Here is a 20560-nt window from a genome sequence, read left to right as displayed (position 1 = left end):
TCGCCGCGGCGGCCGGACTGGGCCGGGCAGCCGCGGCGAGCCAGCTCGCCGCCGCCGTGGACCTGGTGCTGCACGTGGTCCGAGGCCGCGACGGGATACGCCGACTCGCCCAGGTGGCGCTGCCCTCGCCGACGAGCGAGGGAGGTCGGATGCGCTGCGCCCTGGACTTCACCGCCGACGGCCGGCTCGTGGAGGGCCCGGCCGCCGACGACCTTGCCCGGAGGCTGGGATGACCGTCGCTCTGGCGGCGGCCTCGACCGCGGTGTCGGCGGGTTGCGCTGCCGCGCTGCTGCTGCCTCCTCGCCCCGCGGTCGCCGGCGCCGACTCGGACGGGCGTCGGGTTCCGGTGGCGAGCATGGTGGCGGTGGTCGCCGCGGCGCTGGTGCTCCTGGCGGTGTGGGGCCCGGGCGGCATCCTGGTGCCCGCCGTGCTGGCCGCCGTCGGTCGAGGGGTCCTGGTCCTGGTTCGCCAGCGCCGGGCCCGCGCCGCGGCGCTGTCCGCGGCGGACCGGGTGCTCGAGGGCTGCACCGTGCTGGCCGACGAGCTCGCCGCCGGGCGGACCCCGGAGTCCGCGCTGGAGCTCGCGGCCCGGGCTTGTCCCGAGCTCACGCCCGCCGTGCGGGCGAGCCGGTTCGGAGCCGACGTACCCGCGGCGTTGCGGGGTGCCGGACATCCGGACCTGCGCCTGGTGGCTGCGGCGTGGCAGGTGGCCCACCGCAGTGGCGAGGGACTCGGCGAGGCGTTGGCCAAGGTTGCGGCCGGGTTGCGCGCGGCCCGCTCGACCCGACGGGTGGTGGCCTCAGAGCTGGCCTCGGCCCGGGCGACCGCGCGGCTGCTGGTGGCGTTGCCCGGGCTGGCGCTGCTGGCCGGCTCGGGTGCCGGCACCGCGCCGTGGACGTTCCTCCTGGGGACCCCGGTCGGGGGCGGCTGCCTGGTCGGCGGTCTGGGCCTGGCGTTCCTGGGCACGTGGTGGATCGAGGCCATCGCCGAGGGCGTGGAGCGGCACGCATGATCACCGCCGCGCTGCTCGCCGGTCTGACGGCGGCGTTGCTCGTCGGTCCGGGCCCGGAGACCGGGTCTCGGGTGCCAGATCGCCAGTCGGAGACCGGTGCCCGCCCGTCCGGGCGCAGGTCCGCGATCACGGTCGCCTCCGCGCTGGCGGGACTCGGTGTCCAGCTGTTCGTGGGTGGTCCGGCCGGTACGGTGCTGGGCGTCGCTGCGGCGATCGGCTGCTGGCGGGTGCTGCGCGCCGTCGAGCCAGCCGCCGTACGCCGGGCGCGGGAGCAGACCGCACGGGACCTTCCGCACCTCGTCGGCCTGCTCGCGGCGGGACTGCGGTCCGGCGCACCGCCCGGCGCCGCACTCGGCGCCGCTTGCACGGCCCTGCCCGGCGCCGCGGCGGACGCCTTCGCCGACACTCGGTCGCGGCTCCAGCTGGGCGTCGACCCGGCCCTGGTGTGGGCGGACCTGGGCCAGGATCCCGGGGTGGGGCCACTGGGCCGGGCGCTGGCCCGGGCCCACCAGACGGGAGCCTCGGTGCTGGTGGCCGTGGAGGCGCTGGCGACGGCGCTGGCGGAGGAGGAGCGGGCCGGGATCGAGGACCGGGCGCGTGCCGTGGGGGTGCGGGCTGCGCTGCCGCTCGGGCTGTTCCTGCTCCCTGCGTTCCTGCTCCTCGGCATCGTCCCGCTGGTGGCCGGCCTGGTCTCCCAGCTGGCGTGGGAGTGAGTCGTAGAACGGCGGTCCGCCGGACTAGACCATTGACACCTCTTGCCCGGGTGCCCGACAGTGAGGGGCCCGTTCCCGGGTGTCCGCAAGATGTCCGTGTGTTCGGGGAACCCGGTTGGGAGGCAGGGTTATGCGCACCACACATCTAGGCGCGGCTCACGTGCGCCCCGGTGTCGTCACCGCATGGGTGCCGACACCTGGTTGCGTTCGCGCCGTACGAGGGGCACCGCCGGACGCGCGGCCCCTGACCGAGGACCAGGAGAGTCATCTCCTGGCCAGTGCCGGAGCCTCGTACCTGGATCCGGCCGAGGCGCCGTGGATCGGCTTCTCCGTCGTCCTGACGGCGCCGACCAGCACGTCGGTGGCCGCGGCCCTGGCCAGCTTCTTCGACCGGCACGAGAGCCTGCGCTGCGACTACGTCCCCGACGGCGAGCGGCACCGCAGGCGGCTGGCGTCGCCCGGCACGGTCGAGTTCGAGCCGCTGCCGGTCGGGCACTACAGCGGAGTCCAGGAGACGCACGCCGCCGTGGTCGAGCACCTGGCCTCGCATGCGCAGCCGCACGTGTGGCCGCGCGCCGGATTCGTCACCGTCGAGAGCGAGGCGGGGCTGACGCTCTACGCGGCGTTCGACCACGTGACGTTCGACGTGCAGTCGATGTACGCGGCGGCCGACGAGCTGCCGCTGCTGCACCACGCGTACTCCGCGGCAGACGCCCCCGACCCCTGCCTGGCGCGGCCGGGCAGTCACCTGGACCACGCGCAGGAGGAGGCGGACCGACTGCGGGAGGTGGGCCCGGACGACCCGCGGCTGGCGGGGTGGCGCGCCCTGCTGGAGGACGGGCCGGCTGTGCCGGCTCCACCGAGCTCGGGGGTCCGAAGCGGTGAACGGTGGGGGCACGAGCTGACCACGATGCCGGTGGCCACCCCCGGCGAGGTCCGGGAGCTCGACGAGCTGAGCCGCTCCTGGGGCAGCAGCCTGGAGCGGATCTTCCTCGCGCTCCTCCTCTCCTCCATCGCGGGTCTGGAGCCGGGACCCAACCGGCTACGTGCCCTGGTGGCGGTGCCCGGGCGACCGCCCGGGCAGGAGGGAGCCGTCGGCTGGTTCGCCAAGCTCGGACCCCTCGTCCTCGACCTGGAGCCCGGGCTCGAGCTGGCCACCCTGCTGGCACGCACGACCGCGGTCCTCGACCAGATGACCGAGGCGGCGCAGCTGCCGCTGCCGGTGGTGCGGTCGTTGCTGGACCGACCCGTCGAGCCGGAGCTCGTGCTGGCGGTCGCCGACCACCGCGCGGTGCCGCGACAGGGCTGGCGGACCAGCAAGGCGCACGGGTTCCTGGGGCACGTCCCTGCGGGCGCCCAGGTGCACGCCGCGATCAGCTGCCTGTCCTCCGGCGCGCTGCTGGAGGCCCGGCACCCGGACACGCCCATCTGCTCGGCCTGGATGGCCACGGTGGCGGTGGGGGTGCGCCGAGGGGTTCTGGCCGCGCTCGACCCACGGCCTGCGACGCTCTCCTCCGAGCAGGCCACGGGCTGACGCCGCGCACCCTGGGCGCCCGGCCCGTGGCGCGACACCGAGGAGCCCGGATGGTTGACCCCACCCCGCACGACCTGCAGCAGTTCCTGGACGAGGCGCCCGACCGGCCCTTCGTGATGCTCAACCTCCTCCGGTACGCCGAGGGCGGACGGGAGCTCTACACCGACTACCTCCGCCGTGCCGAGCCTTTCGTCGAGGCGGCGGGAGCGCGGGTGCTGTTCTTCGGCAAGGGCCTGCCGGCCCTCGTCCCGGACCGGGAGCGGTCCTGGGACGCGGTGATGCTGGTCTGGTACCCCTCGCCCGCGGCATTCTGCGCGATGGCCGACGACGAGGCGTACGCCGAGGTCGCCCAGCTGCGGGCCCGGGCGCTGAGCGAGGCCGTGCTCCAGCCCACCACGGTCATCGCCGTGGCCCGTCCGGACTGACCCGCACCGCCCCTCGTTTCGGGCCGGGTGGAGAGGCGGAATCGTCGCCCAGTCCTCCACAGGGGGCACTTCCTGCCCGCCTGTCCACAGGCCGCAGCACTGGCCCCGCTCGGGGGCCCGGTGCGCCCCGAGGCTGGTGTCACCAGGCCACACCACGTGGCTCGACATCGGGAGGTCGCATGAACAGGTTCCACGACGAGCAGGGCAGCACCGGCGAGCAGGGCATCACCACGGCGGAGTACGCCGTCGGCACGGCGGCGGGCGCCGGGCTCGCGGGGGTGCTCTACAAGCTGGTCACCGGCGGGTTCGGTGACAAGCTCCTCAAGACCCTCTTCGACCACGTCCTGTCGTTGCTGGGCATCGGGTGAGACGGCGCTGCGAACGTGGCGCGGTCACCGCCGAGCTCGCCCTGGGGCTGCCTCTCCTGACGGCGCTCACGGTCGGTCTGGTCTGGTTGCTGGCGGTGGCCATGGCCCAGGTCCGCACCGTGGATGCCGCCCGGGAGACCGCGCGCGCGATGGCGCGCGGCGACTCCGAGGCCGCGGCGGTGGCAGCCGGCCGCGCCGTGGCCCCGGACGGGTCCCGGATCGTCGTCTCGCGCAGCAACAGCCACGTGGTGGTCCGGGTCGAGGGACGCCTGGCAGGCCCCGGCGGTCTCTTCGCCCGACTGCCCGGAGCCCGGCTGGAGGCGGAGGCGGTCACCTTGACCGAGGCGCCGTGAGCACGGTCGAACCGGGGCGCGAGCGGGGCCGTGACGAGCCGGGCCGTGACGAGCCGGGCCGTGACGAGCGGGGTGCGGCGTCGATGCTGGTCCTCACCATGGTCTCGGTGCTGGTGCTGGTGGCCGTCGCGCTGAGCACGGCCGCGACCATGGTGCACCGGCACCGGATCGCCCAGTCCGCTGCCGACCTCGGCGCGCTCGCCGGCGCGGCCGTCCTCCAGCAGGGTGGGGACGGCTGCGCCGCAGCCGCGGAGGTGGTGGTCGCCAACGGCGCCACGATGCAGGGCTGCATCGTCTCGGGACAGGAGCTGGTGGTCCAGGTCTCGGTCCAGGGGCCGCGGCTGCGGGGACACGGCGGGGACCTGACGGCTCGCGCCCGCGCTGGCCCCAGCGGCTCCGGTGTCGGCTCCGGGGCCCAAGGTCCCCTGGTTCCAGGATCAGCCCTCGGAGGTGGGGTGCTCCCCGTGGCGCTCACCCTCCACGCGCTCGAGCTTGGCGTGGAGCTCGCGCAGCTCCTTCTGCTCGCGCCGGCTGGCGAGCCCGCGCTTGGTCCCCCACTTCAGGATGCTGAGGCCACAGATCACGCAGGCGCCTGCGGCGACGCCCACCAGGAAGATGGCCAGGGCGCTGAGGTCCATGCCGAGCAGCTCCGCGTTGCCCTCGCTGACGAAGGTGGCCGACAGGATGGCCAGGACGCCGACGGCGACGAAGACCAGACCGAGAATCACCATGAGTAGAACCTACTCGCAGTGCGGCCCGCCGAGAAGGAGCTCCAGCAGCCGCAGGGCACCGGCCTTGTCCAGGGGGTTGTTCTGGTTGCCGCACTTGGGGGACTGGATGCACGAGGGGCACCCTTCGAGGCATTCGCAGGCCGCGATGGTGTCGCGGGTCGCGGTCAGCCAGGCGCGGGCCGCGTGGAACCCGCGCTCGGCGAAACCGGCGCCGCCGGGGTGTCCGTCGTGCACGAAGACGGTGAGCACCCCGGTGTCGGGGTGGCGGGCGGTGGAGACGCCGCCGATGTCCCACCGGTCGCAGGTGGCGAAGAGCGGGAGCAGGCCGATGGAGCAGTGCTCGGCGGCGTGCGCCGCGCCAGGCAGCTCGGCGGTCTCCAGTCCCGCGGCCTCCAGCGCGTGGTCGGGCACGCTCCACCACACCGCGGTGGTGCGCAGGCTCCGCGGGGGCAGGTCCAGCGGCTCCTCCGCCATCACCTCGCCGCTGGGTTGGCGTCGTTTGAGGAAGGAGACCACCTGGTGGGTGACGTCCACCTCGCCCAGCACCAGCCGGCAGTCGCCCCAGCGCTGGTGCTCCCGTTCCGACACCACGCTGATCTCGGTCGTCTCCCGGGCGGAGGTGGAGTAGTCGACGTGGGCACGTCCGATCATCGCGACGTGCTCGTCCAGGTCCAGCTCGGAGACCAACCAGGTCTCGCCCCGGTGCAGGTAGACGGCGCCGGGGTGCGCCGTGCCGTGCGCGCTGCTCGCGTCGACCGTGCCGACCACCCGCCCGCTCTCCTCCTCGACCAGCTGGAAGGCCTGGCCTCCGGTCGATCGGATGTCGGTGAGGTCGCTGGGTCTCCTCCGGTCGGTCCAGAACCAGCCGTGGGGCCGGCGCCGGAGCATGCCGGCGGCGGTGAGGCCGTCGACCGCGATCCGCGCCTGCGGCCCGAAGAGCGGCAGGTCGGCCTCGGTCAGCGGTGACTCGTGGGCCGCCGCGCACAGGTGGGGCGCCAGCACGTAGTGGTTGTCGGGGTCGAAGACCGTCGCCTCCACCGGTGCGCCGAGCAGCATCTGCGGGTGCGAGACGAGGTAGGTGTCCAGGGGGTCGTCACGGGCGACCAGCACCGCGAGCGCGTCCTGCCCGTCGCGCCCGGCCCGGCCGATCTGCTGCCACATCGCGGCACGGGTCCCGGGGAACCCCGCCAGCAGCACCGCGTCCAGCCCGCGGATGTCGATCCCCAGCTCCAGGGCGTTCGTGGCGGCGAGGCCGATCAGGTCGCCCCGGCGCAGCGACGACTCCAGTGCCCGGCGCTCCTCGGGCAGGTATCCGCCGCGATAGGCGGCCACCCGGCCCGGGAGCGATGGGTCCACCTCGGCAAGGAGGTCCGCGGTCCGCACCGCCACCTGCTCGGCGCCGCGCCGGGACCGGATGAAAGCCAGGGTGCGCACTCCCTCCGCCACCAGGTCGGCGAGCAGGTCCGCGGTCTCCGAGGACGCGGCACGGCGTACCGGGGCCCCGTTCTCGCCGGCGAAGGAGGTCAGCGGGGGCTCCCACAGCGCCACCGACACCTCGCCGCGCGGGGAGTGGTCCGCGGTCAGCGGCAGCACGTCCAGACCGGTCAGCCGTCGGGCAGCCTCCTCGGGCTCGGCCACCGTCGCGGAGAGCAGCACGAAGGTCGGCGACGCGCCGTACAGCGCGCACACGCGCCGGAGTCGGCGCAGCACGTGGGCGACGTGCGCCCCGAACACCCCCCGGTAGTGGTGGCACTCGTCGATCACCACGATCTCCAGCTTGGCCAGGAACCGGGCCCAGCGCTGGTGAGCAGGAAGCAGCGAGCGGTGCAGCATGTCCGGGTTGGTCAGGACGTACTCGGCGTGGTCGCGGGCCCAGTCGCGCATCTCCCGGGTGCTGTCGCCGTCGTGCGTCGTGGCGCGGACCCCGGTGTCGAGGGCGAGAAGTCCGGTCAGCTGGTCGTTGGCCAGGGCCTTGGTGGGGGAGAGGTACAGCACCCCGGCACCCCGCTCGTCGCGGGAGCCGCGCCGCGCCAGCACCCGGGAGAGCGCGGGCAGCTGGTAGGCCAGCGACTTGCCCGAGGCCGTGCCCGTCGCGAGCACGACGTGCTGCCCGGCCCACACCGCGTCGGCGGCGGCCACCTGGTGCCGCCAGGGAGTGGTGATCCCGCGGCGCTCGTAGGCCGCCCGCACCACGGGGTGAGTCCAGTCGGGCCACTCCTCGAAGACGGCCTCCCGCCGTGGCAGCGCCTGCACGTGGCGCAGCCTGTCCTCCCGGCCCGGCACGTGCCCAAGGCGCGAGACGACCTCACCCATGTGCGATGCCGTGGTCGAGGCCAGGCCGGTGGTTGCGACTGTCACGTCCACAAGTGTGACAAGTGGCGCCGACATAGGTGCCAGCCGTGGTTTGATATCTTGCGCACCAGGCATGGGGACGTACTGTCCCCGGCATGAACCCCCGGGAAGGTCGAGGAGTAAGCGACGTGGACCTGACTCTTGTGACGCGCGATGTCGACGGCAAGACCGTCGTCGCGGTCGGGGGCGAGATCGACGTCTACACCGCCCCCAAGCTGCGGGACAAGATCACCGAGCTCGTCGCGGCCGGTGTCTACGACATCGTCATCGATCTGGCAGACGTGGAGTTCCTGGACTCCACCGGTCTCGGTGTGCTGGTGGGTGGCCTGAAGAAGGTCCGTGCCCACGACGGCTCGCTGGCGCTGGTGTGCCACCAGGACCGACTGCTGAAGATCTTCCGGATCACCGGCCTGGCCAAGGTCTTCGCGATCCACGACGACCAGCAGAGTGCCCTCGCCGGCTGACCTGCCCGCGACTCTGCGCCGTACCTCGCCGCCTGTCCCTTCGGGACGGGCGGTTCGGTCGTTGTGCTCGACTATCGGCGACCTGATGTGACCCACGTCACATCAGGTCGCGTGAGAGCGCTCACATCTGCGTAGACTCCGCCTCGATCGCTCACCGCGAACCGATGGAGGACGCGCATGCTCGGGACCGTTCCTTTCCTCGCCGAGCCGGAGCTCTCCGGCGGCAATCTCACCCTCGTCGTCGTGGTGCTCGTGATCGCGCTGGCCGCGCTCGCCATGGCAGCGGTGTTCCGCAGGCAGGTGCTGTCCGCAGGCGAGGGGACCGCCCCGATGCGCGCGATCGCCCAGGCGGTCCAGGAGGGCGCGAACGCCTACCTGACGCGGCAGTTCCGGACCTTGGCGGTCTTCGCCGTCATCGCCTTCCTGGCCCTGCTCGCCCTGCCCGCGGACGAGATGTCGGTGCGCGTGGGCAGGTCGATCTTCTTCCTGCTGGGTGCGGGGTTCTCAGCAGCCATCGGGTATCTCGGCATGTCGCTCGCGGTCCGCGCCAACCTCCGGGTCGCCGCCGCCGCCGACAACGAGGGTCGCGAGACCGCGATGACGATCGGCTTCCGGACCGGCGCCTTCGTCGGCATGGCCACGGTGGGCCTCGGCCTGCTCGGCGCCAGCTCGGTGGTGCTGATCTTCCGTGACGAGGCGCCCCACGTGCTGGAGGGGTTCGGCTTCGGTGCCGCCCTGCTGGCGATGTTCATGAGGGTCGGCGGCGGCATCTTCACCAAGGCCGCCGACGTCGGGGCAGACCTGGTCGGCAAGGTCGAGCAGGGCATCCCCGAGGACGACCCGCGCAACGCCGCCACGATCGCCGACAACGTGGGCGACAACGTCGGTGACTGCGCCGGCATGGCCGCCGACCTCTTCGAGTCGTACGCCGTGACCCTGGTGGCCGCGCTCATCCTGGGCTCCCAGGCCTTCGGTGACCAGGGCCTGGTCTACCCGCTGCTGATCCCCGCGATCGGCGCGCTGACCGCGGTGCTCGGTGTCTACATCACCCGCCCCCGCGCCGACGAGAACGGCCTCGCCACCATCAACCGGGCCTTCTACGTCTCCGCCTCCGTGGGCGCGGTCGCATCGGTGGTCCTGTCCTACCTCTACCTGCCCAGCAGCTTCGGCGAGCTGAGCAACGCCACCGGCACGGACATCGCCGGCGCCTCGGGCGACCCTCGGCTGATCGCCTCCGCGGCGGTCGTCATCGGCATCGTGATGGCGGCCGGCATCCTGGCCCTGACCGGCTACTACACCGGCACCGAGCACCGTCCCGTCAAGGACGTCGGCAAGACCTCGCTGACCGGCGCGGCCACCGTCATCCTGTCCGGCCTCTCGGTGGGCTTCGAGTCCGCGGTCTACACCACCCTGGTGATCGGCACGGCCGTCTTCGGGGCCTACCTGCTCGGTGGGGCCACCCTGACCGTCTCGCTGTTCGCGGTCGCACTGGCCGGCTGCGGACTGCTCACCACGGTCGGGGTGATCGTCGCGATGGACACCTTCGGCCCCGTCTCCGACAACGCCCAGGGCATCGCGGAGATGTCGGGCGACGTCAGCCCCGAGGGCGCCCAGATCCTCACCGAGCTGGACGCGGTGGGCAACACCACCAAGGCCATCACCAAGGGGATCGCCATCGCCACCGCGGTGCTGGCGGCGACCGCGCTGTTCGGCTCCTACGCCACCTCGGTGGCCGACGCGCTGGTCGAGGCCAAGCCGACGCTGGACGAGCAGAACCTGCTCAGCTTCGCGGTGTACAACCCCGCGGTCCTGGTCGGGGTGCTGCTCGGAGCCGCGGTGGTCTTCCTGTTCTCCGGGCTGGCGATCAACGCCGTCGGCCGGGCCGCCGGCGCGGTGGTCTACGAGGTGCGCCGCCAGTTCCGCGAGATCCCCGGGATCATGGAGGGCACCGCCCGCCCGGAGTACGGCAAGGTCGTGGACATCGTGACCCGCGACTCCCTGCGGGAGCTGGTCACCCCCGGTCTCCTCGCGGTGCTCGCCCCGGTCGCGGTGGGCTTCGGGCTCGGCGTCACCGCGCTCGCCGGGTTCCTGGCGGGCGCGATCGGCACGGGCACGCTGATGGCTGTCTTCCTGGCCAACGCCGGCGGCGCCTGGGACAACGCCAAGAAGCTGGTCGAGGACGGCCACCACGGCGGCAAGGGCTCCCCGGCCCACGAGGCGACCGTCATCGGCGACACCGTCGGCGACCCGTTCAAGGACACCGCCGGTCCGGCCATCAACCCGCTGATCAAGGTGATGAACCTGGTCTCGCTGCTGATCGCCAGCGCCGTGGTCTCCCTGAGCGTGGGGGAGGACCAGAACGACGTCGCACGCATCGCGATCGCCCTGGTCGCCGTGGCGGTCATCGCGGTCGCGGTGGTGATCTCGGGACGTCGCGAGATCGCCATCAGCGACGACGGGGACGACACCGGATCCTCGGCCTTCGCCCCGCACCACACCGCCTGAGCGATACGGCGGACAATCGCCCAGGGGCTGCCATCGGCTCGACCCAGTCCCTATGATCGGCGCAGCCGGGCGCGCACGATGCCCTGTCCCATCCCTCATTCCAAGGACACTCGATGAAGTCTCGCCCCCGCTTGCTGCTGCTCGTGCCCGCCCTGGCCCTGGTGCTCTCCGCCTGTGGTGGCGACGACGACGACAAGTCGTCCGATTTCAGCGGTGGCGAGGGCACCAGCGACAGCGCCCAGCCGTACGTCGAGGCGATGGCGACCTCGCTCGCGGAGGGCGAGGACTCCCCGATGGACAAGGAGCAGGCCACCTGCTTCAGCGAGGGGTTCGTCGACGTGATCGGGGTGGACCGGCTCGAGAAGGTCGGCACCGCTGAGGAGTGGGCCAAGGAGTCCGAGGGCCTGGAGTTCACCGAGCTGAAGCTCAGCAAGGACGAGGGCGGGGAGATCTACGACAACTTCGAGAAGTGCGGCGTGGACCTCCGCGAGCAGATGCTCGCCGACTTCGCCGACGACGAGTCCATGGACGAGGAGACCAAGAGCTGTGTCTCCGACGCCATGACCGAGGACAACCTGCGCGAGTTCTTCGTCACCGTGATGGTCGAGGGCGAGGAGGCCATGGCCGGCGGCGAGGACGGGCTGTTCAGCGAGCTGACCGCGTGCGTGATGAGCGGCATGGGCAGCGCGACCCCCCAGCCCGGCACCGAGTAGCCACAGCGGGGGGCTCTGCGAGGATGCGCACATGCAGAACAAGGCCACGTCCCTGGCCAGGGACCTCCGCTCGGCCGTGCTCGCGGCCGGCTTCACCTATGACGCGGTCGCCGAGCTCCTCGGGGCACAGGCGCACGCGGCCCTGGGACGCAACGAGACCACCCCGGGGCTGCGGGTCACCGGTGGCGGCTCCCCCCTGGAGACGCTGACCCGGCTCTTCCTGCTGCAGGTGCCGGTCCCCCGGGAGCAGGCTGAGCGGGCCCTGGGTGGGCTGGTCGACCGGATGGCGGTGGCAGGCCTCGTCGAGCAGTCGGTCGGCGAGGTGGCTGCGCGGCTCGACGTACGCCCCTACGCCACCGACGACGGCGACCTCTGGGTCGTCAGCGACCTGACCCCCGGTCTGGACGGCAGCCCCAACCGGGTCGGGACCGACCACGTGCTGGGCATCAGCTCGGCCTCCACCTCGCTGGCCCAGCTGACCGTGCGCGAGCCGGTGGGCCGCTCGCTGGACCTCGGCACCGGGTGCGGGGTCCAGGCGCTGCACCTGGCCCGGCACAGCGACACCGTGGTCGCCACCGACGTGAACACCCGGGCGCTGTGGATGACCCGGTTCAACGCCGAGCTCAACGCCGTCCCCGCCAGCGCGAGCGGTGCGGACCGGATCGACGTACGGGAGGGCTCGTTCTTCGAGCCGGTGGCCGGCGAGCGCTTCGACCTGATCGCCACCAACCCGCCGTTCGTGATCTCCCCGGCGACCGGTGAGCGGCTGGTCTACCGCGACTCCGGGCTGCCCGGGGACCGCGTGGTCGAGGACATCGTGCGCCGGGCCCCGGAGCTGCTCAACGACGGCGGCTGGTGCCAGGTGCTGGCCAACTGGGTCATCACCCGCGACCGCACCTGGGACGAGCGCCTGGCGGAGTGGCTCAGCGAGGACTGTGCGGCGCTGGTGGTCCAGCGGGAGGTGCTGGACCCCGCCTCGTACGTCGAGCTGTGGCTCAAGGACGCCGGGCTGCACGGGGCGCCGGACTACGCCCGCCGCTACGACACCTGGTTGTCGTGGTTCGACGACCAGGGCATCGAGGGTGTGGGCTTCGGCTGGATCAACCTGCACCGGTCGGCGCGCGTGGCCGGGGTGCGGGAGCTGCTGGAGTGGCCCTACGAGGTGGAGCAGCCGATCGCCCCGGCGATCGGGGAGTGGGCCGGGGCGCAGGAGCGGCTCGCGGCCCACGGCGACCTGGCCGAGGTCCGCCTGAGGCTGCGCACCGACGTACGGCAGGAGACCCAGGGCCAGCCGGGGGCCGAGGACCCGGAGACGATCGTGCTGCGTCAGCAGCGTGGGCTGCGCCGGGCCCGACAGGTCGACACCGTCGAGGCGGCGGTCGTCGGTGCCTGCGACGGCGACCTCACCGTGCGACAGATCCTGGACGCCGTCGGCGCGCTGCTGGAGGCAGACCCTCGCGAGCTGCGCCGGACCTACCTGCCGGCCCTGACCGAGATGGTGGCGCAGGGGTTCCTGGAGGTCTGAGCGGAGCCGCGGCCGGGAGTGCGGACCCGCCATCCTCACCCCCGGCCCTGGTGCGCGTCCTGATGCCCCCACACCTCCAGAACGCCCAGCCACGGTACGTACCGTGGCGCGCCCGGGAGAAGGTGCCGATCCCAATATGACCCGACCGGGCCAGACGGGTCTATGTCAGGCTGGGGGTAAGCGGAGCCTGAATCATCAATTCGGCATAGCCCCTATCAGGACCAAGGGGTGCCTGCCTGCGGACGCTCCTGACGGAAACCCGGCCAGGGCGCGCTACCGTGTCGGCGCTGAGTCCCGTCTGGGGCGACCTGAGGAGCTAGGAAACAAGTGGCACACAAGCTGGTCATCGTGGAGTCCCCCGCCAAGGCACGCACCATCGGTGGGTACCTCGGCTCCGGATACGTGGTCGAGTCCTCCATCGGTCACATCCGGGACCTGCCCCAGAGCGCCGCCGACACCCCGGCCAAGATCAAGGACAAGTCCTGGGGACGCCTGGGCGTCGACGTGGAGAACGGCTTCGAGCCCTACTACGTCGTGCCCCGCGACAAGAAGAGCCACATCAGCAAGCTCAAGGGCCTGCTCAAGGACGCCGACGAGCTCTTCCTGGCCACCGATGAGGACCGTGAGGGCGAGGCCATCGCGTGGCACCTCCTCGACGAGCTCAAGCCCAAGGGCATCCCGGTCAAGCGGATGGTCTTCCACGAGATCACCAAGCCGGCGATCCTGGCGGCGGCCGACAACCCGCGCGAGATCGACATGGACCTCGTGGAGGCCCAGGAGGCGCGGCGGATCCTGGACCGCCTCTACGGCTACGAGGTCTCCCCGGTGCTGTGGAAGAAGGTCATGTCCGGCCTCTCCGCCGGTCGGGTGCAGTCGGTGGCCACCCGGCTGGTCGTGGACCGCGAGCGGCTGCGGATGCAGTTCAAGCAGGCCACCTACTGGGACCTCGAGGGCACCTTCGACGCCGGTGCGGAGCACGCGCAGCGGATGTTCCCCGCCCGGTTGCACTCGATCGACGCCAAGCGGGTCGCCCGCGGCTCCGACTTCGGCCCCGACGGCGTGCTCAAGTCCGCCGACTCCGTCGTCCACCTGGACCGCAAGGCGGCCGAGGCGCTCGTCGCCGGCCTGTACGACACCGCGTACACCGTGCGCTCGGTGGAGTCCAAGCCCTACAAGCGCTCGCCGTACGCACCGTTCCGCACCACCACCCTCCAGCAGGAGGCCGGACGGAAGCTCGGGATGACCGCCTCGGTGGCGATGTCGGTGGCGCAGCGGCTGTACGAGAACGGCTTCATCACCTACATGCGTACCGACTCCACCACGTTGTCGGCCGGTGCCATCGGCGCGGCCCGGGACCAGGTCCGCGAGCTGTACGGCGCGGAGTACCTCCCCGACGCGCCCCGCACCTACACCACCAAGGTGAAGAACGCCCAGGAGGCGCACGAGGCGATCCGCCCTGCCGGGGAGTCCTTCCGCACCCCCGCCCAGACGGGTCTCACCGGCGACCAGTTCCGGCTCTACGAGCTGATCTGGATGCGCACCGTGGCCTCGCAGATGAAGGACGCGGTCGGCCAGTCCGTCTCGGTGCGCCTGGGCGGCGCCGCCTCGACCGGCGAGGACGTGGTCTTCGCCGCCAGTGGCCGCGTCATCACCTTTCACGGCTTCCTCAAGGCCTACGTCGAGGGCCTGGACGACTCCGACGCCAAGCGCGACGACCAGGAGACGCGGCTGCCCGCCCTGGTCGAGGGCGCCGGCGTCAGCGCCGCGTCGGTGACCGCCAACGGCCACGAGACCAAGCCTCCCTCGCGCTACACCGAGGCGACGCTGATCAAGGAGCTCGAGGACCGCGAGATCGGTCGCCCCTCGACGTACGCCTCGATCATCAAGACGATCATCGATCGCGGCTACGTCTACAAGAAGGGCACCGCCCTGGTGCCGGCCTGGATCGCCTTCTCGGTGATCCGGCTGCTGGAGGAGCACTTCCCGCGCCACATCTCCTACGAGTTCACCGCCGACATGGAGGACCGCCTCGACGAGATCGCCGCGGGCCGCAAGGACCGGGTCAGCGAGCTGGCCGAGTTCTACTACGGCTCGGACCGCGTCGACGGGCTGCACCCGCTGGTCACCGGGCTGGGCGACATCGACGCCCGCGAGCTGGCGACCTTCCCGATCGGCGGACCCGACTCCGGGGTCAACCTGCGGGTGGGCCGTTACGGGCCCTACATCGAGGGCCCGGGCGACGACGGTGCGCCGGCCGGCAAGCGGGCCAACGTGCCCGACGACCTGCCGCCCGACGAGCTGACCATGGAGAAGGCCCAGGAGCTGCTGGCCAACCCCGCGGGCGAGGAGATCGAGCTGGGCGTGCACCCGGAGACCGGGTTGCAGGTGGTGGCCAAGAACGGTCGCTACGGGCCCTACGTCACCGAGCTGCTGCCCGAGGACGCCCCGAAGTCGGCCAAGCCGCGCACCGGGTCGCTGTTCAAGTCGATGTCGCTGGAGACCGTCACCCTCGACGACGCCGTGAAGCTGCTGTCCCTGCCCCGCGTGGTGGGCGTGGACGCCGACGGCGTGGAGATCACCGCGCAGAACGGTCGCTACGGGCCGTACCTGAAGAAGGGCACCGACTCCCGCACCATCGAGTCGGAGGAGAAGCTGCTCACCATCACCCTGGAGGAGGCCGAGGCGATCTACGCCCAGCCCAAGGCCCGGGGCCGCGGCGCGGCGACGGCACCGCTGAAGGAGCTGGGCAACGACCCGGTCTCCGGACAGCCGGTGGTGGTCAAGGCGGGTCGCTTCGGCGAGTACGTGACCGACGGGGAGTACAACGCCACCCTCCGCAAGGAGGACACGGTGGACGCGATCACCCTGGAGCGGGCCGCCGAGCTGCTCGCCGAGCGCCGCGAGCGCGGGCCCGCGAAGAAGGCGGTCAAGAAGGGGGCGAAGAAGGCGCCGGCCAAGAAGGCGACGGCGAAGACGGCCGCCAAGAAGACCACGGCGAAGAAGACGGCCGCCAAGAAGACCACGGCGAAGAAGACCACGAAGGCCACGGCCAAGAAGGCCTGATCAGCGGCCGCGCAGCTTGAAGGCGCTGGAGGTGCCGCTGCCCAGGTCGTCCAGGTCCGCGACGACCCGGAACGTGGTCTTGCCCTTCCACTTCTGCTTGAACTTCAGCAGCGCCTTGCCGGAGCTCTTGGTGTAGCCGTTGGCCCCGGCGACCGAGACCCACTTGGCGCCCTTCTTGCGCTGCAACTGGACCTTGGCGCCGCTGGTGCCGAAGAGGCCACCCGAGGGGCGCTCGTCGGAGACCGTGACGCGCACCTTCACCTGCTTGCCGACCTTCGGCTTCTTCTCCGAGGCCTTGGCCGTGACCTGGGTGGTGGGCAGCCGGAGGTCGAAGGTGAAGGGAGTGATCGCGGTGGCGGGCGTGTTGCCCGACCGCGGCATGACCGTGTAGGTCCCGGTCACCGAGTAGGTGCCCGGGAGCTCGTCCCCGGGGCAGAACTGCTTGGTCTCCACCCCGGTCGTGGGGTCACCCTTGCTGATGTAGGCGCTGCCGGCGCTGGTGCCGTCCGGAGCCTGGAAGACCAGCTGCAACGACCAGGAGTAGGCGTCCAGCGGCGGGGCCACCGAGTAGTTGATCGGGTGGTCGGTGCAACCGTCGTAGAGCACACCCGGACCCACGCTCACGCTGACGGTCGTGGGGTCTGCCTGGACGGGGGCGCCAAGGGCCCCCAGACCGAGCACGGAGGCGACCAGGACGGTGGAGGGACGCAACAACCTAGGCATGGGAGCCCTTTCGGCGACGAGGTGAGTGTCCCGCGTCTACCCCGTCACCGGCGGGTTGAAACCGACGCCGTTCGGGTGGATGTCGCCGCCGAGCAGCAGAGGCGTCGCTGGCCGACCGTAGGCTGTGCCTGTGACCTCACCTGCGCTGCCCGTCTTCGCCAAGAGCGGGGTCTTCGTCTGCTTCGAGGGCGGAGAGGGTGCCGGCAAGTCCACCCAGTCCCGCGCCCTGCGCGACTGGCTGACCGCCCAGGGGTACGCCGTGGTGCTGACCTTCGAGCCGGGCGACACCGCCGTGGGCGGGCAGCTGCGCCGGATCGTGCTCGATCCGGCCACCGGCGACCTGTCCGACCGGACGGAGGCGCTCATCTACGCCGCCGACAAGGCCGAGCACGTCGACACCGTGGTCCTTCCGGCCCTGGCCCGGGGCGAGGTGGTCATCACCGACCGCTACGTCGACTCCGCCCTGGCCTACCAGGGCGCCGGGCGCGACCTGAGCGCCGCCGAGGTCGAGCCGGTGATGCGCTGGGCCACCCACGGACTGCGGCCGCACCTGACGGTCATGCTGGACCTGGCGCCCCAGGTGGGCCTGGGCCGGTTCACCGGGCGGGACCGCATCGAGGGCCAGTCGCTGGAGTTCCACCAGCGGGTGCGTGCGGCCTTCCTGGAGATGGCGCAGGCCGACCCCGAGCACTACCTGGTGCTCGACGCCCGGCTCCCGGTGGCCGACATCGGCGTCGCGATCCTGGAGCGGCTGGCGCCCCTGCTGGACCAGGCGACCCAGACCCGGGCGCCCCAGAGCCAGGCGACCGGGAGCAGGCCATGAGCACCACGACCGTCCCGGCGCCCGGGGCCACCGCGGTGTGGGACACCCTGGTGGGGCAGCGCCACGTGATCGAGCTGCTGAGCCGTGCCGCCGCAGGCGACGGCATGACCCACGCCTGGCTCTTCACCGGCCCGCCGGGGTCGGGTCGGTCCAACGCGGCGCTCGCCTTCGCCGGCGCGCTGCAGTGCGAGCGCGGCGGGTGCGGCGCCTGCCATGCCTGCCACACGGTGCTGAGCAAGACCCATGCCGACGTGACGCTGGTGCAGACCGAGCAGCTCTCCATCGGGGTCGGCCAGGTGCGCGACCTGGTCCGCAAGTCCGCGCTCTCCCCCAACGGTCGGCGCTGGCAGATCATGATCATCGAGGACGCGGACCGGCTCACCGACCAGGCCTGCAACGCGCTGCTGAAGGCCATCGAGGAGCCGAACCCCCGGACCATGTGGCTGCTGTGCGCCCCCACCGCCGAGGACGTGCTGGTCACGATCCGCTCGCGTTGCCGTCTGGTCACCCTGACCACCCCGGTGGCCGCCGACGTGGCGGCGTTCCTGGTCCGCACCGAAGGGGTGCCCGAACCGCTCGCGGCCCACGCCGCGCGCGCCAGCCAGGGACACATCGGTCGGGCCCGGGCGCTGGCGCGCGACGAGGCCACCCGCAACCGGCGCAACGAGATGGTCCGCTGGCCGGCCCGGCTGACCTCGCTCGGCTCGGCCATGAACGCCGCCAGCAACCTGCACGAGCTGGCGAAGGCCGAGGCGGAGGACCTCTGCTCGGTGCTGGACGCGCGGGAGAAGTCCGAGCTGGACCGCTCCTACGGGGTGGAGGGGCGCGGCAAGCGGCCCAAGGAGTACGCCCCCGCCCTGCGCGACCTGGAGAAGGCGCAGAAGACCCGCGCCAAGCGTCGCGTGCTCGACGTGGTCGACCGCGGCCTGATGGACCTGGTCTCGGTCTACCGCGACGCGATCGCGATGAAGGTCGGAGCCCCGGGCTCGCTGGTCAACGAGGAGATCCGCGCCGACATCGCGCTGCTGGCCCGCAAGTCCAGCCCCGAGGAGCACCTGCGGCGCATCGAGGCCATCTTCACCGCGCGTGAGCAGATGCTGGAGTTCAACGTCCCACCCGTGATGGCATTGGAGTCGATGATGGTCGCACTGCGACTGGACGGGAGCAGGTCCTCGTGAAGCGCATCGTCGCGCTGGTCTGCGTCCTCGCCCTGGTGCTCGGCACCGTCCTGGTCAGCCTCTACCTGCTGACCGAGGACGACCAGCAGTCCGAGACGATCGCCGCCCCGCAACGCCCTCCGGCCTCGGAGGCGGACTCCGCAGGGGCCACCGACGCACCCGAGCCGGACCTCGCGCCGTACTACACCCAGCAGGTGGAGTGGTCCGGGTGCGGGCAGGGCTTCGAGTGCGGCTGGCTGAAGGTGCCGATGGACTACGACGAGCCCGGGGGCAAGGAGCTCGACATCGCGCTGCTCAAGGTGCTTGCCGGAGACCAGGAGCGCCGGGTCGGGTCGCTGGTGGTCAACCCCGGCGGTCCCGGTGCCCCCGGCACCGAGTACGCCGCGCAGGCGAGCCTGGTCTTCCGCGAGCCGCTGCGCCGGTACTTCGACATCGTCGGCTTCGACCCCCGCGGCACCGGACGCAGCAACCCGGTGGACTGCCTGAGCGACACCGAGCTGGACGCCTACCTGGCCAGCGACCCGGACCCCGACGAGCCGGCCGAGGAGCAGGAGTTCCTGGACTGGGCCGACAGGCTCGGCCAGGGCTGCGCCAAGCGGTCCGGCGACCTGGCCAACCACGTGAGCACCGTGGAGGCCGCCCGCGACATGGACGTGCTCCGGGCGGCCCTGGGGGAGTCCGAGCTGGACTACTTCGGCGCCTCCTACGGCACCAAGCTGGGCGCCACCTACGCCGAGCTGTTCCCCGAGAGGGTGGGTCGCATGGTGCTCGACGGGGCGGTGGACGTCTCCGCCACCAGCCGCGAGCTGAGCCTGGGACAGGCCGGGGGCTTCGAGCTGGCGATCCGGTCCTACGTCAGCGACTGTGTCGAGAGCGGCGACTGCTTCCTCGGCGACACCGTCGAGCAGGGACTGGCCCGGATCAAGAAGCTGCTCGCGGACATCGACCGCAAGCCGCTGCCCACCTCGGGTGACCGGGAGCTGACCGTGGGCAACGCCTTCTACGGCATCGTCGCGCCGCTCTACAACCGCAGCTACTGGCCGCTGCTCTCCTCCGCGCTGCGGCAGGCCATCGAGGGCCGGGGCGACGCGCTGATGGAGCTCTCGGACCTCTACTCCTCGCGCGGGCCCGACGGCTACACCGACAACTCCTCCGAGGCGATCTACGCCATCAACTGCCTCGACGACCCCTCGTCCGTGCCTGCGGACCAGATCCCCCAGGAGTACGCCGCCTTCGACAAGGTCTCGCCGACCTTCGGGCGGGTCTTCGCCTGGGGCCTGATCGGCTGCGAGGGGTTCGTCGGCGAGCCGGCCGAGCCGTTGGAGATCGACGGGTCCGGGGCGGCGCCGATCCTGGTGATCGGCACGACGCGGGACCCGGCCACCCCGATGGAGTGGGCCGAGACGCTGGCCGACCAGCTCGAGTCCGGCGTCCTGGTGCGGCGCGACGGCGACGGCCACACCGGGTACAACGCCGGCAACTCGTGCGTGGACGAGGTGGTCGAGGACTACCTGCTCGACGACGTGGTGCCCCAGGGCGAGGTCTCCTGCTGAGTTTGGCCGGCGCCCGCGTCGGGCACCGCAGCCCATGCGCTCCTTCCTCGTCTCCTCCGTCCTGTCCGCAGCGGCTGCCGGCGTCGGCAGCCTCGGGGTGAAGACCGACACCCGCTGGTACGCCAAGCTGGACAAGCCGTCCTGGCAGCCGCCCCCGGCTGCCTTCCCGGTGGCCTGGACCCCGCTCTACTCGCTGATCGCGTGGGGCACCGGCCGCGGGCTCGACAAGGCCCGGGACACAGGGGACGACAAGCGTCTGCTGGCACTGACCGTGGCCAACCTGACCCTGAACGCGGGCTGGAACTGGGCGTTCTTCACCCGTCAGTCGCCAGCGGGCGGGCTGGCGGTGATCCTGGCCCTGGACGTGCTCAACGTGGCGCTGGTCTCCGAGACCGCCAAGCACGACAAGCTCGGCGCAGCCGCACTGGTCCCGTACGCCGCCTGGACCGGTTTCGCCACCGCTCTCAACGCCGAGCTGTGGCGTCGCAACCGCTGAGTCGGACCACGGTGCGGGGGATTTCGCTT

At 72.1% G+C, this 20560-nt stretch carries 18 protein-coding genes and 2 pseudogenes; 17 read left to right on the top strand and 3 right to left on the bottom strand.

Going from position 1 to position 20560, the window contains the following annotated elements:
• The 8 genes and pseudogenes from C5H89_RS19195 to C5H89_RS19530 form a co-directional block, all read left to right on the top strand.
• A pseudogene (locus C5H89_RS19195) lies at positions 1 to 233 on the top strand (pilus assembly protein CpaF); the annotation flags it as partial.
• On the top strand, positions 230 to 1012 hold the full coding sequence (locus C5H89_RS17120) for a type II secretion system F family protein (protein WP_104108188.1): 783 nt from the start codon (positions 230 to 232) through the stop codon (positions 1010 to 1012). The pseudogene C5H89_RS19195 and the gene C5H89_RS17120, both read left to right, overlap by 4 nt.
• Entirely contained in the window at positions 1009 to 1725 is a 717-nt protein-coding gene (locus C5H89_RS17115; protein ID WP_104108187.1) for a type II secretion system F family protein, read from the top strand. Before C5H89_RS17120 ends, C5H89_RS17115 begins: the two co-directional genes overlap by 4 nt.
• 160 nt (positions 1726 to 1885) lie before the next feature.
• On the top strand, positions 1886 to 3259 hold the full coding sequence (locus C5H89_RS17110) for a hypothetical protein (protein ID WP_162799440.1): 1374 nt from the start codon (positions 1886 to 1888) through the stop codon (positions 3257 to 3259).
• 50 nt (positions 3260 to 3309) lie between these two features.
• Entirely contained in the window at positions 3310 to 3684 is a 375-nt protein-coding gene (locus C5H89_RS17105; protein WP_104108185.1) for a DUF1330 domain-containing protein, read from the top strand.
• Positions 3685 to 3863: 179 nt separating this feature from the next.
• Complete coding sequence (locus tag C5H89_RS17100; RefSeq protein ID WP_104108184.1) at positions 3864 to 4052, top strand: DUF4244 domain-containing protein; 189 nt, start codon at positions 3864 to 3866, stop codon at positions 4050 to 4052.
• Positions 4049 to 4405 carry a TadE family protein gene (locus C5H89_RS17095; protein WP_104108183.1) on the top strand — a complete coding sequence of 119 codons (357 nt, stop codon included), beginning with the start codon at positions 4049 to 4051 and terminating at the stop codon, positions 4403 to 4405. The genes C5H89_RS17100 and C5H89_RS17095 overlap by 4 nt, the downstream gene beginning before the upstream one ends.
• Positions 4402 to 4782, top strand: a pseudogene (locus tag C5H89_RS19530) (Rv3654c family TadE-like protein); the annotation flags it as partial. The gene C5H89_RS17095 and the pseudogene C5H89_RS19530, both read left to right, overlap by 4 nt.
• Before the next feature lie 60 nt (positions 4783 to 4842).
• Here C5H89_RS19530 and C5H89_RS19410 read toward each other — a convergent pair.
• Together C5H89_RS19410 and C5H89_RS17085 are read right to left on the bottom strand one after the other, a co-directional pair.
• The gene (locus C5H89_RS19410; protein ID WP_240181946.1) at positions 4843 to 5136 is read right to left on the bottom strand and encodes a hypothetical protein; all 294 of its coding nucleotides are present in this window, start codon (positions 5134 to 5136) and stop codon (positions 4843 to 4845) included.
• Positions 5137 to 5145: 9 nt separating this feature from the next.
• The gene (locus tag C5H89_RS17085; protein WP_104108182.1) at positions 5146 to 7449 is read right to left on the bottom strand and encodes a DEAD/DEAH box helicase; all 2304 of its coding nucleotides are present in this window, start codon (positions 7447 to 7449) and stop codon (positions 5146 to 5148) included.
• Between the two features lie 167 nt (positions 7450 to 7616).
• Between C5H89_RS17085 and C5H89_RS17080 the strand changes: the two genes are divergently transcribed.
• From C5H89_RS17080 to topA, 5 genes are all read left to right on the top strand, one after another.
• Positions 7617 to 7952: an STAS domain-containing protein gene (locus tag C5H89_RS17080; RefSeq protein ID WP_101525596.1), complete on the top strand. Its 336-nt coding sequence runs from the start codon at positions 7617 to 7619 to the stop codon at positions 7950 to 7952.
• Positions 7953 to 8129: 177 nt separating this feature from the next.
• Positions 8130 to 10457, top strand: a complete 2328-nt coding sequence (locus tag C5H89_RS17075; RefSeq protein ID WP_104108181.1) for a sodium-translocating pyrophosphatase — start codon at positions 8130 to 8132, stop codon at positions 10455 to 10457.
• A gap of 113 nt (positions 10458 to 10570) precedes the next feature.
• Positions 10571 to 11170, top strand: a complete 600-nt coding sequence (locus C5H89_RS17070) for a hypothetical protein (protein ID WP_104108180.1) — start codon at positions 10571 to 10573, stop codon at positions 11168 to 11170.
• 31 nt (positions 11171 to 11201) lie between these two features.
• Positions 11202 to 12695, top strand: a complete 1494-nt coding sequence (locus C5H89_RS17065) for a methyltransferase (RefSeq protein WP_104108179.1) — start codon at positions 11202 to 11204, stop codon at positions 12693 to 12695.
• A 327-nt stretch (positions 12696 to 13022) separates the two neighbouring features.
• Positions 13023 to 15758: a type I DNA topoisomerase gene (topA, locus tag C5H89_RS17060; RefSeq protein WP_104108178.1), complete on the top strand. Its 2736-nt coding sequence runs from the start codon at positions 13023 to 13025 to the stop codon at positions 15756 to 15758.
• Here topA and C5H89_RS17055 read toward each other — a convergent pair whose 3' ends face one another.
• Entirely contained in the window at positions 15759 to 16472 is a 714-nt protein-coding gene (locus tag C5H89_RS17055) for a hypothetical protein (protein WP_162799439.1), read from the bottom strand.
• Between the two features lie 139 nt (positions 16473 to 16611).
• Between C5H89_RS17055 and tmk the strand changes: the two genes are divergently transcribed.
• From tmk to C5H89_RS17035, 4 genes are read left to right on the top strand one after another with little or no spacing between them, the layout of a single operon-like run.
• On the top strand, positions 16612 to 17304 hold the full coding sequence (gene tmk / locus C5H89_RS17050) for a dTMP kinase (RefSeq protein ID WP_240181929.1): 693 nt from the start codon (positions 16612 to 16614) through the stop codon (positions 17302 to 17304).
• Positions 17301 to 18482, top strand: a complete 1182-nt coding sequence (locus C5H89_RS17045) for a DNA polymerase III subunit delta' (protein ID WP_104108176.1) — start codon at positions 17301 to 17303, stop codon at positions 18480 to 18482. The genes tmk and C5H89_RS17045 overlap by 4 nt, the downstream gene beginning before the upstream one ends.
• Entirely contained in the window at positions 18479 to 20035 is a 1557-nt protein-coding gene (locus C5H89_RS17040; protein WP_104108175.1) for an alpha/beta hydrolase, read from the top strand. The genes C5H89_RS17045 and C5H89_RS17040 overlap by 4 nt, the downstream gene beginning before the upstream one ends.
• A gap of 34 nt (positions 20036 to 20069) precedes the next feature.
• Positions 20070 to 20531 (top strand): TspO/MBR family protein, encoded by a 462-nt coding sequence (locus C5H89_RS17035; protein ID WP_104108174.1) that lies wholly within the window; start codon positions 20070 to 20072, stop codon positions 20529 to 20531.
• The last annotated feature ends 29 nt before the right edge of the window (positions 20532 to 20560 follow it).

This window comes from Nocardioides sp. 616 (assembly GCF_002930065.1).
In the GTDB taxonomy this organism is placed as follows: Bacteria; Actinomycetota; Actinomycetes; order Propionibacteriales; family Nocardioidaceae; genus Nocardioides; species Nocardioides houyundeii.
Note: the sequence above shows the minus strand (reverse complement) of the source record. Positions and strands in the feature narration are given on the sequence as shown.

What these genes read in the sequence shown, in the direction of transcription:
- C5H89_RS17120 (WP_104108188.1), top strand. Translation starts at nt 230, where the DNA reads ATGACCGTCGCTCTGGCGGCGGCCTCGACCGCGGTGTCGGCGGGTTGC.
- C5H89_RS17115 (WP_104108187.1), top strand. Translation starts at nt 1,009, where the DNA reads ATGATCACCGCCGCGCTGCTCGCCGGTCTGACGGCGGCGTTGCTCGTC.
- C5H89_RS17105 (WP_104108185.1), top strand. Translation starts at nt 3,310, where the DNA reads ATGGTTGACCCCACCCCGCACGACCTGCAGCAGTTCCTGGACGAGGCG.
- C5H89_RS17100 (WP_104108184.1), top strand. Translation starts at nt 3,864, where the DNA reads ATGAACAGGTTCCACGACGAGCAGGGCAGCACCGGCGAGCAGGGCATC.
- C5H89_RS19410 (WP_240181946.1), bottom strand. Translation starts at nt 5,136, where the DNA reads ATGGTGATTCTCGGTCTGGTCTTCGTCGCCGTCGGCGTCCTGGCCATC.
- C5H89_RS17085 (WP_104108182.1), bottom strand. Translation starts at nt 7,449, where the DNA reads ATGGGTGAGGTCGTCTCGCGCCTTGGGCACGTGCCGGGCCGGGAGGAC.
- C5H89_RS17075 (WP_104108181.1), top strand. Translation starts at nt 8,130, where the DNA reads ATGCTCGGGACCGTTCCTTTCCTCGCCGAGCCGGAGCTCTCCGGCGGC.
- C5H89_RS17070 (WP_104108180.1), top strand. Translation starts at nt 10,571, where the DNA reads ATGAAGTCTCGCCCCCGCTTGCTGCTGCTCGTGCCCGCCCTGGCCCTG.
- C5H89_RS17065 (WP_104108179.1), top strand. Translation starts at nt 11,202, where the DNA reads ATGCAGAACAAGGCCACGTCCCTGGCCAGGGACCTCCGCTCGGCCGTG.
- C5H89_RS17045 (WP_104108176.1), top strand. Translation starts at nt 17,301, where the DNA reads ATGAGCACCACGACCGTCCCGGCGCCCGGGGCCACCGCGGTGTGGGAC.
- C5H89_RS17035 (WP_104108174.1), top strand. Translation starts at nt 20,070, where the DNA reads ATGCGCTCCTTCCTCGTCTCCTCCGTCCTGTCCGCAGCGGCTGCCGGC.